Here is a 14,917-nt window from a genome sequence, read left to right on the forward strand (position 1 = left end):
TTCCAGGAGGGGACATGCCACGCCTGCCACAGCTCGCCGAGGACAGCACCGGCCTGCTCGACGAGACCCGCCGCCAACTCGGCCGGGTGCCCAACCTCTACGCCGCCCTCGCCAACGGCCCGGCTGCCCTGGCCGGCTATCTCGCGATGCGCGACCACCTCACCCGGGGCGTACTCACCCCCCGGCTGCGCGAACAGCTCGCCCTGCTGATCGCCCAGGAGAACTCCTGCACCTACTGCGTCAGCGCCCACACCCTGCGCGGGACCCGGATGGGCCTGACCCCCGACGAGCTCGCCCGCACCCGCGAAGCCTCCGACGCCGACCCGCACGCCGACGCGGTGCTGCGGATCGCCCGCGCGGTGGTCCGCGACCGCGGCCGGGTCGGCGACCGGGAGCTCACCGACGCCCGCGCGGCGGGCGTGAGCGACGCCGAACTCGCCGAGATCGTGGCGCACGTCGCGCTCAACACCCTGTCCAACTACTTCAACCACCTGGCCCAGCCCGAACTCGACTTCCCGGAGGTGGCGGCATGACCCGCGAATGGCGCACCGGCTCGATCGAGCTGGTCGACGGCTACGCCCTGCTGGACGGGGAGGGGAGGGAGGTGCGGCGACTGGCCGGCATCGAATTCGCGGTCGAGGGCGGCTACCTCAACGTCCGGGTGCCCGGGCGGGACGGTCTGCAACTGCTCTCCGCCCCGGCCGTCCGGTCGGTCCGCACCGACGGGTAGCCGGGTGTGGCCCGCTGCACACGGTGCCGCCGTCGCCAGCCGGACTACTGATCGGTAGCATGCGGGACATGACCAGCGCAGACACCGCCACCACCGCCGCGCCGGACGCCCGCGCCGAGCGCCGGGCCAAGCGCATCGCCAAGAACATCACCAGCTTCGCCAGCAAGCACGGCGGCAGCGCGGAGGGCGTCGTCGAGTACGTCGGCCGCACCGCCACCCGGATCGTCCTGGTCGGAGCCGACGGCACCTGGGGCGACCAGGTCGCCCCGACCTACGCCATCGGGCAGCGGGCCGCCCAGCTGGCCGGACTGACCGTCCACGACTCCTTCGAGGGCGAGCTCGGCCTCAAGGTGAAGACCGGTCCGTACGAGTGGAAGCGCATGGCCGGCATCCAGATCTGACGTCAACCACAGGGGCGCGGGGAACTGCGCGCCCAGCCATCGCTCTACGTGAGGGAATGGCTGGGCGCGCAGTTCCCCGCGCCCCTGGTTTTCAGTGGTTGGCGAGCTGCGCAGGTGCGGGCACGTCCACCACGGTCTCCGCGGTACGGCTGCGCAGCGCGAGCGGGATGCGCACGGCCGCGCCGAAGATCAGCGCGGCGCCCGTCATGTGCAGCAGCACCATCGCCTCCGGCGCGTCCGTGAAGTACTGGACGAACCCCAGCACGCCCTGCGCCAGCAGCAGCACCAGCAGCTCGCGGACCCGCGCCCGGGCCGCCGTCGGCGCCTTCACGGCGGCGAACACCAGCACCGCCGCCAGGGTCAGGCCGACCGAGAGGAAGACCAGGTCGGCATGGGCCTGCGCCAGCCGGTCGTAGTCGAGCGGGATGCGCCACACCGGCTTGCCGTCCTTGCCGGGGGCGCCCGGGTGGTGGCCCGCGCCGGTGACCAGGGTGCCGGCCACCACCAGCAGGCCGACCACCGAGACCAGCACGTACGAGAGCCGGACGATCGGCGCGGCAACCAGCGGCCGCGGGGCGGCGTCGCCCTCCTTCGAGCGCTCCCACGTCAGCACCGCGACCCACACCAGGGCCATCGCGGACACCATGTGCACCGCCACGACGTACGGGTTGAGGCCGGTCAGCACGGTGATGCCGCCGATCACGGCGTTGCTCATCACCAGCCAGAACTGCACCCAGCCGAGCCGGGTCAGCGAGCGCCGCCACGGCTTGTGGGCGCGGGCGGCCAGGATCGCCCAGCCGACCGCCGCGCAGAGCACGTAGGTGAGCATCCGGTTGGTGAACTCGATGACACCGTGGATGCCCATCGCGGGCGTCGGGGTCAGGCTCTCGGCGGTGCAGCGCGGCCAGGTGGTGCAGCCGAGGCCGGAGGCGGTCAGCCGGACGGCGCCGCCGGTCGCCACGATCACCACACTCATCACCAGGGCGGCGAGCGCCGCCCGCCGGACGTGGGCGGCGGTCGGGTGCCAGCGGTCGGCGAGGAGGGAGAACGGGGAAATCACCGGACCATAGTAGGTGGGCCTTATGTGCGGCCGAGGTCAAGCCTGCTGGTGAGGCCAACCACAGGGGCGCGGTTGACGTCACCTACTCCCAGCGGAAGAAGCGGGCGGCCGCCGCGAGGCCGAGGACGGCCCAGGCGGCGAGGATGCCGAGGTCGGACCAGGGCACGCCGGCCCCGTGCTGCAGGACCGACCGCAGGCCGTCCGACAGGGCGCTGATCGGCAGCAGCTCCAGCACGGACCGTACGGCCCCCGGGAACTTCGACAGCGGGACGACGACCCCGCCGGCCAGCAGCAGCAGGATGAAGACCAGGTTGGCGGCGGCGAGCGTCGCCTCGGCGCGCAGGGTGCCGGCCATCAGCAGGCCGAGCCCGGAGAAGGCGGCGGTGCCCAGCACCAGGAGGGCGGCGACGGCGAGCGGGTTGCCGTGCGGGGACCAGCCGAGGGCCAGGGCGATGGCGGAGAGCAGGGCGACCTGCAGGGCCTCGGTGACGAGGACGCAGCCGGTCTTGGCGGTGAGCAGCGTCCAGCGGGGCAGCGGGGTCGCGCCGAGGCGCTTGAGCACGCCGTAGCGGCGTTCGAAGCCGGTGGCGATGGCCTGGCCGGTGAAGGCGGTGGACATCACGGCGAGGGCGAGCAGTCCGGGGGCGAGGAAGTCGACCCGGTTGCCGGGGCCGTCCACGGCGACCACGTCGACGGTGGAGAAGAGCACCAGCAGGACGGTCGGGATGACCACGGTCAGCAGCAGCTGTTCGCCGTTGCGCAGCAGCATCCGGGTCTCCAGCGCGGTCTGCGCGAGGAGCATCCGGCCGACCGGGGCGGCGCCGGGGCGGGGGGCGAAGTCGGTCATCGGAGTTCCCGTCCGGTCAGGTCGAGGAAGACGTCTTCCAGGCTGCGGCGCTGGACGGCCAGCTTGTCGGGCATCACACCGGCGCCCGCGCACCAGCCGGTGACGGCGGCGAGCAGCGAGGCGTCCAGGGCGGCCTCGACGCGGTACGAGCCGGGGGTGGGCTCGGTGACGGCGGCGCCGTCGGGGAGGACCTTGCGCAGTTCGCCGAGGTCGAGGCCGGCGGGGCCGTCGAAGCGGAGGGTGGAGTCGGTGCCGCGCAGGGCGTCGACGGTGCCGTGGGCGATCACCCGTCCGCGGTCGACGATCGCGACGTCGTCGGCGAGGTGTTCGGCCTCGTCCATGTGGTGGGTGGTGAGCACCACGGTGACGCCGTCGCGGCGCAGGTCGGCGATCAGGTCCCAGGTGGCGCGGCGGGCCTGCGGGTCGAGGCCGGCGGTGGGCTCGTCCAGAAAGACCAGTTCGGGGCGGCCGACCACGGCCATCGCGAGGGCGAGGCGCTGCTGCTGCCCGCCGGAGAGGCGGCGGTAGGTGGTGCGGCCGCACGAGTCCAGGCCCAGGCGTTCGACCAGCGAAGGGACGTCCAGCGGGTCGGCGTAGAGCTTGGCGGTGTGCTTCAGCATCTCGACGGCGCGGGCGCCGGCGTACACGCCCCCGGACTGGAGCATCACGCCGATCCGCGGCCGCAGCTCGGCGGCGTGGCGGACCGGGTCGAGGCCGAGCACCCGGACGGTGCCCGCGTCCGGACGGCGGTAGCCCTCGCAGGTCTCGACGGTGGTGGTCTTGCCGGCGCCGTTGGGGCCGAGCACGGCGGTGACGGTGCCCCGCGCGATGGTGAGGTCGAGACCGTCCACGGCGGTCTTGGAGCCGTACCGCTTGACCAGTCCGGTCACCTCGACGGCGGGGTCTGCATGCATACCGGCGAGTGTAGGAGCAGTTCACGCGGGGCTTCAGGTAAGGCATGCCTGCGTGATCGAAGCCACCGGTGAGGTGTGGATCACGGCTTGTCCTTCCGGAAGGAATTACGCAACAATCGTGTTGTGAAATACATGCGCGAGCACACCGCACAGGACGGGGAGCCCGAGTCGGGCCCCGGTTGTGCTGTGCCCGCGACGGCGGCAGAGGTCCTGCTGGAGGGTCATCGGGCGACTCGGGACCGGGTCGCCCGTTCGATCCTGGACCACGGGCCGTCCTCCGCCGCCGACCTGGCCAACCGCCTCGGTCTGACCGCCGCCGCCGTCCGCCGTCACCTCGACGGACTGGCCGCCGCGGGTCTGGTGGAGTCCCGCGAACAGCGGGTGTACGGCAGCCGCGGCCGGGGCCGCCCGGCCAAGGTCTTCGCCCTCACCGAATCCGGCCGGGACGCCTTCTACCAGGCGTACGACCAGCTCGCGGCCGATGCGCTGCGCTGGATCTCGGAGTCGGTGGGCGGCGGCACGGCGGGCGAGGAGGCGGTCGCCGCCTTCGCCCGGGCCCGCTTCGCCAAGCAGGGCCAGAAGTACCGGTCCACCCTGGAGCAGGCGGCCGCCGACCGGCAGGCCGAGGCACTGGCGGAGGCGCTGAGTGCCGACGGGTACGCTGCCACGGTGCGGCGTGTCCCGTCCGCGTCCCCGGAGAAGCCGCGAAGCTCACCGGCCGGCGCCCAGCTCTGCCAGCACCACTGCCCGGTCGCGCACATCGCCGAGCAGTTCCCGCAGCTCTGTGAGGCGGAGACCGAGGTCTTCTCGCAGCTCCTGGGCACCCATGTGCAACGGCTGGCCACCATCGCCCACGGCGACGGGGTCTGCACCACGTATGTGCCGGCATCCGGTGCCGCACCGTCCCCGGTCGCGGGGCCCGGTGCAGTGCCGACTGCCGGTACGTCCCCCAATGAAACGGCTCGTCCGCGCGGAGGAACCTCGCATGACTGACATCGCACACCCCGAGCTCGAAGGCCTGGGCACCTACGAGTACGGCTGGGCCGACTCGGACGCGGCCGGCGCCGCCGCCAAGCGCGGCCTGAGCGAGGACGTCGTCCGCGACATCTCGGCGAAGAAGAACGAGTCCGAGTGGATGCTCAACCTGCGTCTCAAGGGCCTCAAGCTGTTCGGCAAGAAGCCCATGCCGACCTGGGGCTCCGACCTGTCGGGCATCGACTTCGACAACATCAAGTACTTCGTGCGCTCGACCGAGAAGCAGGCCGAGTCCTGGGAGGACCTGCCCGCCGACATCAAGGCCACGTACGACAAGCTCGGCATCCCGGAGGCGGAGAAGCAGCGCCTGGTCGCCGGTGTCGCCGCGCAGTACGAGTCCGAGGTCGTCTACCACCAGATCCGCGAGGACCTGGAGGAGCAGGGCGTCATCTTCCTGGACACCGACACCGCGCTGAAGGAGCACCCGGAGCTCTTCAAGGAGTACTTCGGCACCGTCATCCCGGTGGGTGACAACAAGTTCGCCTCGCTGAACACCGCGGTGTGGTCCGGCGGCTCGTTCATCTACGTGCCGAAGGGCGTGCACGTGGACATCCCGCTGCAGGCCTACTTCCGGATCAACACCGAGAACATGGGCCAGTTCGAGCGGACGCTGATCATCGTCGACGAGGACGCCTACGTCCACTACGTCGAGGGCTGCACCGCGCCGATCTACTCCTCCGACTCGCTGCACTCCGCGGTCGTGGAGATCATCGTCAAGAAGGGCGGCCGCTGCCGCTACACGACCATCCAGAACTGGTCGAACAACGTCTACAACCTGGTCACCAAGCGCGCCGTGGCGTACGAGGGCGCGACCATGGAGTGGGTCGACGGCAACATCGGCTCCAAGGTCACCATGAAGTACCCGGCCGTCTACCTGATGGGCGAGCACGCCAAGGGCGAGACCCTGTCGATCGCCTTCGCGGGCGAGGGCCAGCACCAGGACGCCGGCGCCAAGATGGTCCACATGGCGCCGAACACCTCCTCGCACATCGTCTCCAAGTCGGTGGCGCGCGGCGGCGGCCGGACCTCCTACCGCGGTCTGATCGAGATCGGCGAGGGCTCGCACGGCGCCAAGTCCAACGTGCTCTGCGACGCGCTGCTGGTGGACACCGTCTCCCGCTCGGACACCTACCCGTACGTGGACGTCCGCGAGGACGACGTGTCGATGGGCCACGAGGCGACCGTCTCCAAGGTCTCCGAGGACCAGCTCTTCTACCTGATGAGCCGCGGTATGACCGAGACCGAGGCGATGGCGATGATCGTCCGCGGCTTCGTCGAGCCGATCGCGCGCGAGCTGCCGATGGAGTACGCGCTGGAGCTCAACCGGCTGATCGAGCTGCAGATGGAGGGAGCGGTCGGCTGACGCCCGGCCCCGCCCCCGCCGTCCACTGATTTCCCAGGAAGAGAGCAACACGAACAGCCATGGCTGACGTTCAGAACACCACCGGCGCCACCACCGCCGGCTCGATCGAGGTCGGCACCGCCGGCGCGGGCGCGCAGCTGGCCGGCCCCGGCACCGGCCGGTCCACGGTCCAGCAGCCGATCGACGCCCGCGTCGCGGTCAAGCCCTCGTACGACGTCGACGACTTCCCGGTGCCGCACGGCCGCGAGGAGGACTGGCGGTTCACCCCGCTGCACCGCCTCGGCGGCCTGCACGACGGGAGCGCCGCCTCGGCCGCCCGCGGCGAGGACAAGATCGAGCTGGGCCTGCCGGAGGGCGTCACCGCCGAGACCGTCGGGCGCGACGACGCCCGCCTCGGCAAGGCCGGCACCCCGGTGGACCGGGTCGCCGCGCAGGCGTACAGCGCCTTCGAGCAGGCGCTGGTGGTCACCGTCCCCAAGGACGCGGTGCTCACCGAGCCGGTGAAGATCGACGTGCACGGCGAGGGCGGCGTCAACTTCGCCCACCTGGTGGTCGACGTCAAGCCGTTCGCCGAGGCGGTCGTGGTGCTGAACCACACCGGCTCCGGCACCCGCGCCGCCAACGTCGAGCTGCTGGTCGGCGACGGCGCCAAGCTGACCTTCGTCTCCGTCCAGGACTGGGAGCGCGACGCCGTCCACGTGGCGCAGCACAACGCCCTGGTCGGCCGGGACGCCTCGTTCAAGTCCGTCGTGGTGACCTTCGGCGGCGACCTGGTGCGCCTCCACCCGCGGGTCAACTACGCGGCCCCCGGCGGCGAGGCCGAGCTGTTCGGCCTGTACTTCGCCGACGCCGGCCAGCACCTCGAGCACCGCCTGGTGATCGACCACGACACCCCGCACTGCCGCTCCAACGTGGCGTACAAGGGCGCGCTGCAGGGCCAGGACGCGCACGCCGTCTGGGTCGGCGACGTGCTGATCCGCGCCACCGCGCTGGGCACCGACACCTACGAGCTCAACCGGAACCTGGTGCTGACCGACGGCGCCCGGGTCGACTCGATCCCGAACCTGGAGATCGAGACCGGCGAGATCGTCGGCGCCGGCCACGCCTCCGCCACCGGCCGCTTCGACGACGAGCAGCTGTTCTACCTCCAGGCCCGCGGCATCCCGGCCGACGAGGCCCGCCGCCTGGTGGTGCGCGGCTTCTTCGCCGAGCTGGTCCAGCAGATCGGCGTCGCCGAGATCCAGGACCGCCTGATGGAGAAGATCGAGGCCGAGCTGGAAGAGACCGTCGCATGACGTACCTGCGCGCCTGCTCGCTGAGCGTGCTCCAGGAGGACGTCCCGAAGCGCGTCGAGCTCAACGGCGTACCGGTGGCGGTCGTGCGGACCGACGAGGGCGTCTTCGCCGTCAACGACGTCTGCTCGCACGCCAACGTCTCCCTCTCCGAGGGCGAGGTCGAGGACTGCATGATCGAGTGCTGGCTGCACGGATCCAGCTTCGACCTCCGCACCGGCAAGCCGTCCGGGCTTCCCGCCACCAAGCCGGTCGCTGTCTACCCCGTAAAGATCGAAGGGGACGATGTGCTCGTCTCCGTCAACCAGGAGTCCTGAGTACACATGGCTACCCTTGAAATCCGCGACCTGCACGTCTCCGTCGAGGCCGAGAACGGCCCGCGCGAGATCCTGCGCGGCGTCGACCTGACGGTGAAGCAGGGCGAGACCCACGCCATCATGGGCCCCAACGGCTCCGGCAAGTCCACCCTGGCCTACTCGCTGGCCGGCCACCCGAAGTACACCGTCACCGGCGGCTCGGTCCTGCTGGACGGCGAGGACGTGCTGGAGATGTCGGTCGACGAGCGCGCCCGCGCCGGCGTCTTCCTGGCCATGCAGTACCCGGTCGAGGTCCCCGGCGTCTCGGTCTCCAACTTCCTGCGCACCGCCGCCACCGCCGTCCGCGGCGAGGCCCCCAAGCTGCGGCTGTGGGTCAAGGAGGTCAAGGAGGCGATGGCCTCCCTGCAGATGGACCCGGCGTTCGCCGAGCGCAACGTGAACGAGGGCTTCTCCGGCGGCGAGAAGAAGCGCCACGAGATCCTCCAGCTGGAGCTGCTCAAGCCGAAGATCGCGATCCTCGACGAGACCGACTCCGGCCTCGACGTCGACGCGCTGCGGATCGTCTCCGAGGGCATCAACCGGGTCCGCTCCACCGGTGAGGTGGGCACCCTGCTGGTCACCCACTACACCCGCATCCTCCGCTACATCAAGCCCGACTACGTGCACGTCTTCGCGGGCGGCCGGATCGTCGAGTCCGGCGGCGCCGAGCTCGCCGACAAGCTGGAGGAAGAGGGCTACGAGAGCTACGTGAAGGGTGGCGCTTCCGAGTGACGAACCTGACGGCCGGCATGCCCGGTCTGCTCGACACCGATGCGATCCGCAAGGACTTCCCCGTCCTGCAGCGCCTGCTGCACGACGACAAGCCGCTGGTCTACCTCGACAACGCGGCCACCTCGCAGAAGCCCCGCCAGGTGCTCGAAGCGCTGAACGCCTACTACGAGCGGCACAACGCCAACGTCCACCGCGGCGTGCACGTGCTCGCCGAGGAGGCCACCGCGCTGTACGAGGGTGCCCGGGACAAGGTCGCGGCCTTCGTCAACGCGCCCAGCCGCGACGAGGTGATCTTCACCAAGAACGCCTCCGAGTCGCTCAACCTGGTCGCCAACATGCTCGGTTGGGCCGACGAGCCGTACCGCGTGGACGCGGACGCGGAGATCGTCATCACCGAGATGGAGCACCACTCCAACATCGTCCCGTGGCAGCTGCTCTCGCAGCGCACCGGCGCGAAGCTGAAGTGGTTCGGGCTGACCGACGAGGGCCGGCTCGACCTGTCGAACATCGACGAGCTGATCACCGAGAAGACCAAGGTGGTCTCCTTCACCCTGGTCTCCAACCTGCTCGGCACCCTCAACCCGGTCGAGACCATCGTGCGCAAGGCCCAGTCGGTCGGCGCGCTCGTCGTCATCGACGCCTCGCAGGCCGCCCCGCACATGGTGCTGGACGTCCAGGCGCTGGAGGCCGACTTCGTCGCCTTCACCGGGCACAAGATGCTGGGCCCGACCGGCATCGGCGTGCTCTGGGGCCGCCAGGAGCTGCTCGAGGACCTGCCGCCGTTCCTCGGCGGCGGCGAGATGATCGAGACCGTGACGATGGGGTCGTCCACCTACGCCCCCGCGCCGCACAAGTTCGAGGCCGGCACCCCGCCGATCGCCCAGGCCGTCGGCCTCGGCGCCGCCATCGACTACCTGTCGGCCATCGGCATGGACAAGATCGCCGCCCACGAGCACGCGATCACCGAGTACGCCATCGAGCGCCTCCTCGAGGTGCCCGACCTGCGGATCATCGGCCCCCGCACGGCCGTCGACCGCGGCGCGGCGATCTCCTTCACGCTCGGCGACATCCACCCGCACGACGTCGGCCAGGTGCTCGACGAGCAGGGCATCGCCGTGCGCGTCGGCCACCACTGCGCGCGGCCGGTCTGCCTGCGGTACGGAATTCCTGCGACCACCAGGGCGTCGTTCTATCTGTACTCCACGCCGGCCGAGGTCGACGCCCTGATCGACGGGCTGCACCACGTCCGCAACTTCTTCGGCTGACCCGAGAACCCGAGGACAGGTAGATGAAGCTCGACTCGATGTACCAGGAGATCATCCTGGACCACTACCGCAACCCCCACGGCAAGGGGCTGCGGGACGGCGACGCCGAGGTCCACCACGTCAACCCGACCTGCGGTGACGAGATCACCCTCCGGGTCAGGCTCGACGGCGCCCGCGTCGCCGACGTCTCCTACGAGTCGCAGGGCTGCTCGATCAGCCAGGCCAGCGCCTCGGTGCTGAACGACCTCGTCGTCGGCAAGACCGTCGGCGAGGCCCAGGCCGTCCAGGAGGCCTTCCTGGAGCTCATGCAGAGCAAGGGCCAGGGCGAGGGCGACGAGGAGGTGCTGGAGGACGCGGTCGCGTTCGCTGGCGTGTCCAAGTACCCGGCCCGGGTCAAGTGCGCCCTGCTGAGCTGGATGGCCTGGAAGGACGCCACCGCCAAGGCACTCGGCCAGCAGCCCGCCATCAACGACTGAACGGACACAACCCATGAGTGACACCCCGGAGACCGGGGCCGTGGAGGCGGCCGAGGCCGCCGAGAGCGGCGTCGGCTTCACCAGCGCGGGAACCGTGGCGGTCGAGGACCTCCGCGAGGCCCTGATGGACGTCGTCGACCCCGAGCTGGGCATCGACGTGGTCAACCTCGGCCTGATCTACGGCATCCACATCGACGAGGGCGACGTCGCCACCGTCGACATGACGCTCACCTCGGCGGCCTGCCCGCTCACCGACGTCATCGAGGACCAGGCCCGCACCGCCACCGACGGCCTGGTCAAGGACCTGCGGATCAACTGGGTCTGGATGCCGCCGTGGGGCCCGGACAAGATCACCGACGACGGCCGCGACCAGCTGCGAGCCCTGGGCTTCAACGTCTGAGTCCGTCAACCCACTGCCGCGTGGACACCCCCTTCGGGGGAATGATCCACGCGGCAGTGGCGTATCCGCGTACGCTCGGTGATGCTGGGCCCGCGACCGTCGAAGGAGCACCGAGATGTCCGTTGCTGCGATCGCGCACCTGGTACTGCCGGACTCCCCGTACGCCATGTGGGTCCGGGGCGAGCTGGACGACTTCCTGCACCTGCCCGAGGGGACTCGAGCCGAGGTCGTCGGGGGGGAGATCGTTGTGTCGCCGGCGCCGGTCTTCGCACACGGTGGGATCCTCTCGGACATCCAGGACGCCGTCGCCTTCGGGAGGTTCGCCGACCGGGACTTTCCCTGGCGGGCGGTGCAGGCGATCAATCTGAACCTTGCCGGGATCGGGGACGGCTACATCCCGGACATGGTCGTCGTCCAGGCCGAGATCGCCGCACAAAGCAGAGTCGACGACCTGGTCCACCTGCTGCCGCACCACGTGGATCTGGTGATCGAGGTCACCTCTCAATCGAATGCGCACAACGACCGTGAGCCCGTCTTCGGTCGGCGCAGGCAGGCGACCAAGTGGAGCGGCTACGCGCGTGAGGGGGTGCCGTACTACTTGCTCGTCGACCGGGACCCGAAGCGGCCCGGCGTCACCCTGTTCGGTGGGCCGGACCGCGAGGCGGGGACGTACCGGACGCTCGAGGAGTGGAAGTTCGGTGAGGACGTCCGGCTGCCGGAGACGTTCGGGTTCGAGATCAGGACCGAGCTCTGGCGGCCCTGGTCGGACTGAGGACGGCGGCTGCCAGGCCGAGGCAGGCGAGGGCGGCGCAGGCGGCGAAGCCGCTGACGGCGGGCAGGAGGCCGTAGCGCTGGGTGAGGGCGCCGACGGCGATGATGGGGGCCGAGGAGCCCAGGTAGACGATCACCCAGAGGGTGGAGAGTTCGCTGCCGCGGCGGGCCGGGTCCATCGCGGCGACCGCGCTGGTGAACAGGGAGCGGAAGGCCACGCCCTGGCAGATGCCGCCGAGGACGCTGCCGATGAAGAGCAGCGCCGGGGTGCCGGTGTACTGGGCGGTGACGACCAGGCCGAGGCCGGCGGCGAGGCCGGTCATGCCGAGGGCGACGACCACGCGGTCGGCGGTCGGCGGGACGAGCAGCTGGGCCGCGGCGGAGGAGCCGAGCAGCAGGGCGGCCACCACCGCGCCGGTGAGGTGCGAGGAGGTGTGCAGCAGCCGCGCGGAGAAGGCCGGGGCGAGCGCCAGGTAGACGCCGAAAACGCCGTACGAGACGAAGCCGGCGCCGGCGGCGAGCAGGAACTCGCGGCGGCCGGTGCGCGGCAGCCGCAGCCGCTGCGGGCGCAGGTGGGCCGGGGTGGTGATGCGCGGTGCCGAGGTGGGCGGTCGGACCGAGCCGGGCATCCGCGGGTGGACCAGGGCGAGCGGCAGGCAGAGGGCCAGCAGGCCGACGGCGTGCAGCAGGAACGGGGTGAGCAGCGGGTGCTCGCCGCCGGACAGGGTGGCGCCGACGATCGGGCCGAGAGCGACGCCGCCGGCCGAGCAGGCCAGGGTGAGCTTGGCGGCGAGGGTCGGGTGGTCGGGCAGCAGGTCGCCGAGGGCGGCTCCGGCGGCGCCGGTGGACAGGCCGACCGCGATGCCCTGGATCGCGCGTCCGGCGGCCAGCTGCCAGAAGCTGCCGGCGGTGGCGAAGACGGCGTCGCCGGCGGCGGCGAGGGCGACCGCGGGCAGGATCATCGCGCGCCGGCCGAGGTGGTCGGACCAGTGGCCGACCGCGGCCAGCACCGGGACCAGCGCGAACACGTAGATCGTGAAGAGGATCGTGGTGTCGAGCGCGGTCAGGCCGAGGCGCTGCTGCAGGACGGGATAGATCGGCGTGGCCAGGTTGGCGCCGATCAGAAGGAGGAGGAGGGCGCCGGCGACGAGGCCGACGCGGATGCCGCGCAGCGCGTTCCAGCGGCTGATCGCGGCGAGCTGGAGCTGCTTGCGTGGTGCGAGTTCCAGCGGGAGCAGGGCCTCCGACAGTCGGCGTCCGGCGTACTGAACCGTGGTCAGTCCGGAGCCGGCGGGGGAGAGGTCCGCCATGGCAGGGGTCTCCTGTGGCCGGGCGCCACCGGACGGCCGGGCCCGGGGTCGTGGCGTGCGGCGAGGCCCGGATGGAGCGGGGTCGATGCGATGCGGGGCCTCGTTGCCCCTGGTTGGAGGGGCGCGGGGTGGGCGCACCTGCCAAACGAAGGATACGTGCTCGCCGGGCCTTCCATTGCCAGAAGTGGGTGTGACCTCGGCGGCACGCCCCCACAGGCCGGGCGAGGCGGCGGCCCGGCCGATACGCTGAGTCGATGGGCCGACACGGATCGGCCCGGACGCAGTGCCCACGAGGTGCCCACAGCTACCACGGGAGATCGCGCAACGATGGCCGGACGCAGCCGCTTCACCCCAGACAACCCGCCCGCGTCGGACGGTGGAGAGCCGCGCGAGGGTTTGCTGCCCGCCGATTTCGACCTGGCCGATCTGTACGGCGCGCAGAACGGGGACGACGAGGACCTCGACGACACGGCGGTCCTGGTGCCGCCGATCAGCCTGCCCCCGGAGGGTGAGCTGGCGGCCGCCGCACTGGCCGTCCCGCTGATCGACCGCGTGGTGAAGCTGGCCCGCTGGACCACCCCGCACCGCCCGGTGGACGAGCACGGGGACCTGACCGGCGAGGACCGCGAGGCGGCGGCCCGGGCGATCGGCCTGGCGCCCGCCGAGGGCGCGGTGGACGAGGAGGCGGTGGTCGAGGCGATGCGGGCCTGGGCGCTGGCCTGCGACCTGGACCTGGTGGAGACCGGCACCACCGCCGACGGCGAGCACGTGGCGATCCCGGGCCCGGACCTGGAGGCGGTCGAGCAGGGCGAGCCGGACACGGTGCTCGGCCTGTGGCTGGAGGCGGCGGGCCTGGTCCGGGAGCTGGCCGCCGAGGCGGACTCGATGGACCCGGAGGCCGAGGGCGGGGGCGAGGGCGAGGAGGCCGACGAGGACGGCCTGGCCGACGTGGAGGACGCCAGGGACGCCGCCGCCGAGCTGCTCGACGAGGCGCTGCAGGTGCTGTACGAGACCACCGCCTTCGCCGAGCCGGGCACCGAGACGGTGCCGCTGGGCGTGCTGGCGGCGCTGCTGGTCGTCCCGGAGGGCGAGGAGCCGGACGAGGAGATGCTCGGCGACATCACCGACGTGATGGTCTCGCTCGACCCGATGCTGGGCGACCTCGCCGAGCTCGGCCTGATGGAGCACCGTCCGATCGACCCAGAGCTGTTCGAGGAGGAAGAGGAGCCCGGCGAGCCGGCCGCCGACGAGGCCCCGCTCTCGGACGAGGACGCGGCCCGGTTCGGGACCGTCCGGCTCACCCCGCTCGGCCAGTACGCGATCCGGCAGTGGCTGCTGGACGAGGGGTACGACGCGCCGCTGGTCGGCGAGCTGGCCCAGGGCGCGGACGCCGAGGCCCTGCTGGCCGCGCTGGCCGAGAACGTCAACGTGCTGCCCGACCGCGAACTGCGGGCCTGGCTGGCCGACCGGGATCCGGTCGCCGCGGCCCGCGAGCTGCTGGCGGCCGCGCGCGGCCGGGACGCGGCCGGCCCGGTCCGCCGCCACTTCTGCGACATGGCCCTGGTGGAGCTCGGCGAGCCCGCCTCCGACGCGGTCCGCGAGGTGGTGGACGACCCGGAGCTGGGCGCCCTCGCCCGGGAGTGGCTGCGCGAGCGCGGCGCCGAGGTGGACGCGCCGGAGCGGTCGGCGGCGCTGTGGTGGGTGGTCGACTCGTTCGCCGCCGTGCTGCTCACCGGCCAGGGCGACGCCGCCCGGCTGCGCCGGGTGGTCGCGGAGCTGCCGGTGACCGACAACCCGGCGAGCTACTTCGGCGAACTGTGGCGGGTGCCGCACCCCTACACCGCGGACATGCTGGAGGCGGTGGGGGAGCTGCACCTGGACCGGGGGGTCGCCAAGGAGGCGCGCAAGGCCGCGTTCAAGGCGAGATCGCAGCAGGGGCGGTAGCGGTCGGCCCGTGGCCCCGTA

17 protein-coding genes are annotated in these 14,917 nt (G+C 71.8%); 13 read left to right on the forward strand and 4 right to left on the reverse strand.

Translation table 11 applies throughout. The features are described 5' to 3' along the window. Positions 1–14: 14 nt before the first annotated feature. The 3 genes from FHR36_RS05750 to FHR36_RS05760 all read left to right on the forward strand — a co-directional run bounded on the left by FHR36_RS05750 (position 15) and on the right by FHR36_RS05760 (position 1,131). A complete protein-coding gene (locus FHR36_RS05750; RefSeq protein WP_253794291.1) occupies positions 15–533 on the forward strand; it encodes a carboxymuconolactone decarboxylase family protein in 519 nt (172 codons plus the stop codon). Next, positions 530–730 carry a hypothetical protein gene (locus FHR36_RS05755; protein WP_253794292.1) on the forward strand — a complete coding sequence of 67 codons (201 nt, stop codon included), beginning with the start codon at positions 530–532 and terminating at the stop codon, positions 728–730. The genes FHR36_RS05750 and FHR36_RS05755 overlap by 4 nt, the downstream gene beginning before the upstream one ends. Positions 731–798: 68 nt before the next feature. After that, complete coding sequence (locus tag FHR36_RS05760; RefSeq protein WP_253794294.1) at positions 799–1,131, forward strand: hypothetical protein; 333 nt, start codon at positions 799–801, stop codon at positions 1,129–1,131. Positions 1,132–1,222: 91 nt separating this feature from the next. Here FHR36_RS05760 and FHR36_RS05765 read toward each other — a convergent pair whose 3' ends face one another. From FHR36_RS05765 to FHR36_RS05775, 3 genes are all read right to left on the reverse strand, one after another. Continuing rightward, positions 1,223–2,191, reverse strand: coding sequence for a COX15/CtaA family protein (locus FHR36_RS05765; protein WP_308199177.1), 969 nt, complete (start codon positions 2,189–2,191; stop codon positions 1,223–1,225). Between the two features lie 82 nt (positions 2,192–2,273). Then, positions 2,274–3,038, reverse strand: coding sequence for an ABC transporter permease (locus tag FHR36_RS05770; RefSeq protein WP_253794297.1), 765 nt, complete (start codon positions 3,036–3,038; stop codon positions 2,274–2,276). Beyond that, positions 3,035–3,952 (reverse strand): ABC transporter ATP-binding protein, encoded by a 918-nt coding sequence (locus FHR36_RS05775; RefSeq protein WP_253794298.1) that lies wholly within the window; start codon positions 3,950–3,952, stop codon positions 3,035–3,037. The genes FHR36_RS05770 and FHR36_RS05775 overlap by 4 nt, the downstream gene beginning before the upstream one ends. A gap of 132 nt (positions 3,953–4,084) precedes the next feature. Between FHR36_RS05775 and FHR36_RS05780 the strand changes: the two genes are divergently transcribed. From FHR36_RS05780 to FHR36_RS05820, 9 genes are all read left to right on the forward strand, one after another. Continuing rightward, positions 4,085–4,945: a helix-turn-helix transcriptional regulator gene (locus FHR36_RS05780; protein WP_253794299.1), complete on the forward strand. Its 861-nt coding sequence runs from the start codon at positions 4,085–4,087 to the stop codon at positions 4,943–4,945. Then, the gene (gene sufB, locus FHR36_RS05785) at positions 4,938–6,350 is read left to right on the forward strand and encodes a Fe-S cluster assembly protein SufB (protein ID WP_253794300.1); all 1,413 of its coding nucleotides are present in this window, start codon (positions 4,938–4,940) and stop codon (positions 6,348–6,350) included. The genes FHR36_RS05780 and sufB overlap by 8 nt, the downstream gene beginning before the upstream one ends. 59 nt (positions 6,351–6,409) lie before the next feature. Next, a complete protein-coding gene (gene sufD / locus FHR36_RS05790) occupies positions 6,410–7,645 on the forward strand; it encodes a Fe-S cluster assembly protein SufD (RefSeq protein ID WP_253794301.1) in 1,236 nt (411 codons plus the stop codon). Beyond that, positions 7,642–7,959, forward strand: coding sequence for a non-heme iron oxygenase ferredoxin subunit (locus tag FHR36_RS05795; RefSeq protein WP_253794302.1), 318 nt, complete (start codon positions 7,642–7,644; stop codon positions 7,957–7,959). The genes sufD and FHR36_RS05795 overlap by 4 nt, the downstream gene beginning before the upstream one ends. A 6-nt stretch (positions 7,960–7,965) precedes the next feature. Then, positions 7,966–8,730, forward strand: a complete 765-nt coding sequence (sufC, locus tag FHR36_RS05800; RefSeq protein WP_253794303.1) for a Fe-S cluster assembly ATPase SufC — start codon at positions 7,966–7,968, stop codon at positions 8,728–8,730. Positions 8,731–8,747: 17 nt separating this feature from the next. Then, positions 8,748–9,995 carry a cysteine desulfurase gene (locus FHR36_RS05805; protein WP_253794782.1) on the forward strand — a complete coding sequence of 416 codons (1,248 nt, stop codon included), beginning with the start codon at positions 8,748–8,750 and terminating at the stop codon, positions 9,993–9,995. A gap of 23 nt (positions 9,996–10,018) precedes the next feature. Next, positions 10,019–10,471 (forward strand): Fe-S cluster assembly sulfur transfer protein SufU, encoded by a 453-nt coding sequence (gene sufU / locus FHR36_RS05810; protein WP_253794305.1) that lies wholly within the window; start codon positions 10,019–10,021, stop codon positions 10,469–10,471. A gap of 13 nt (positions 10,472–10,484) precedes the next feature. Next, positions 10,485–10,871: a metal-sulfur cluster assembly factor gene (locus FHR36_RS05815; RefSeq protein WP_301329711.1), complete on the forward strand. Its 387-nt coding sequence runs from the start codon at positions 10,485–10,487 to the stop codon at positions 10,869–10,871. Positions 10,872–10,986: 115 nt separating this feature from the next. Further along, entirely contained in the window at positions 10,987–11,643 is a 657-nt protein-coding gene (locus tag FHR36_RS05820) for a Uma2 family endonuclease (RefSeq protein ID WP_253794307.1), read from the forward strand. On the opposite strand, the gene FHR36_RS05825 is transcribed toward FHR36_RS05820, so the two are convergent. Then, positions 11,609–12,952 (reverse strand): MFS transporter, encoded by a 1,344-nt coding sequence (locus FHR36_RS05825; protein ID WP_253794309.1) that lies wholly within the window; start codon positions 12,950–12,952, stop codon positions 11,609–11,611. The genes FHR36_RS05820 and FHR36_RS05825 overlap by 35 nt on opposite strands. Before the next feature lie 327 nt (positions 12,953–13,279). On the opposite strand from FHR36_RS05825, the gene FHR36_RS05830 reads away from it, so the two are divergent. Beyond that, a complete protein-coding gene (locus FHR36_RS05830; protein ID WP_253794311.1) occupies positions 13,280–14,896 on the forward strand; it encodes a hypothetical protein in 1,617 nt (538 codons plus the stop codon). Positions 14,897–14,917 lie beyond the last annotated feature (21 nt).

Source organism: Kitasatospora cinereorecta, from assembly GCF_024172095.1.
GTDB lineage: Bacteria > Actinomycetota > Actinomycetes > Streptomycetales > Streptomycetaceae > Kitasatospora > Kitasatospora cinereorecta.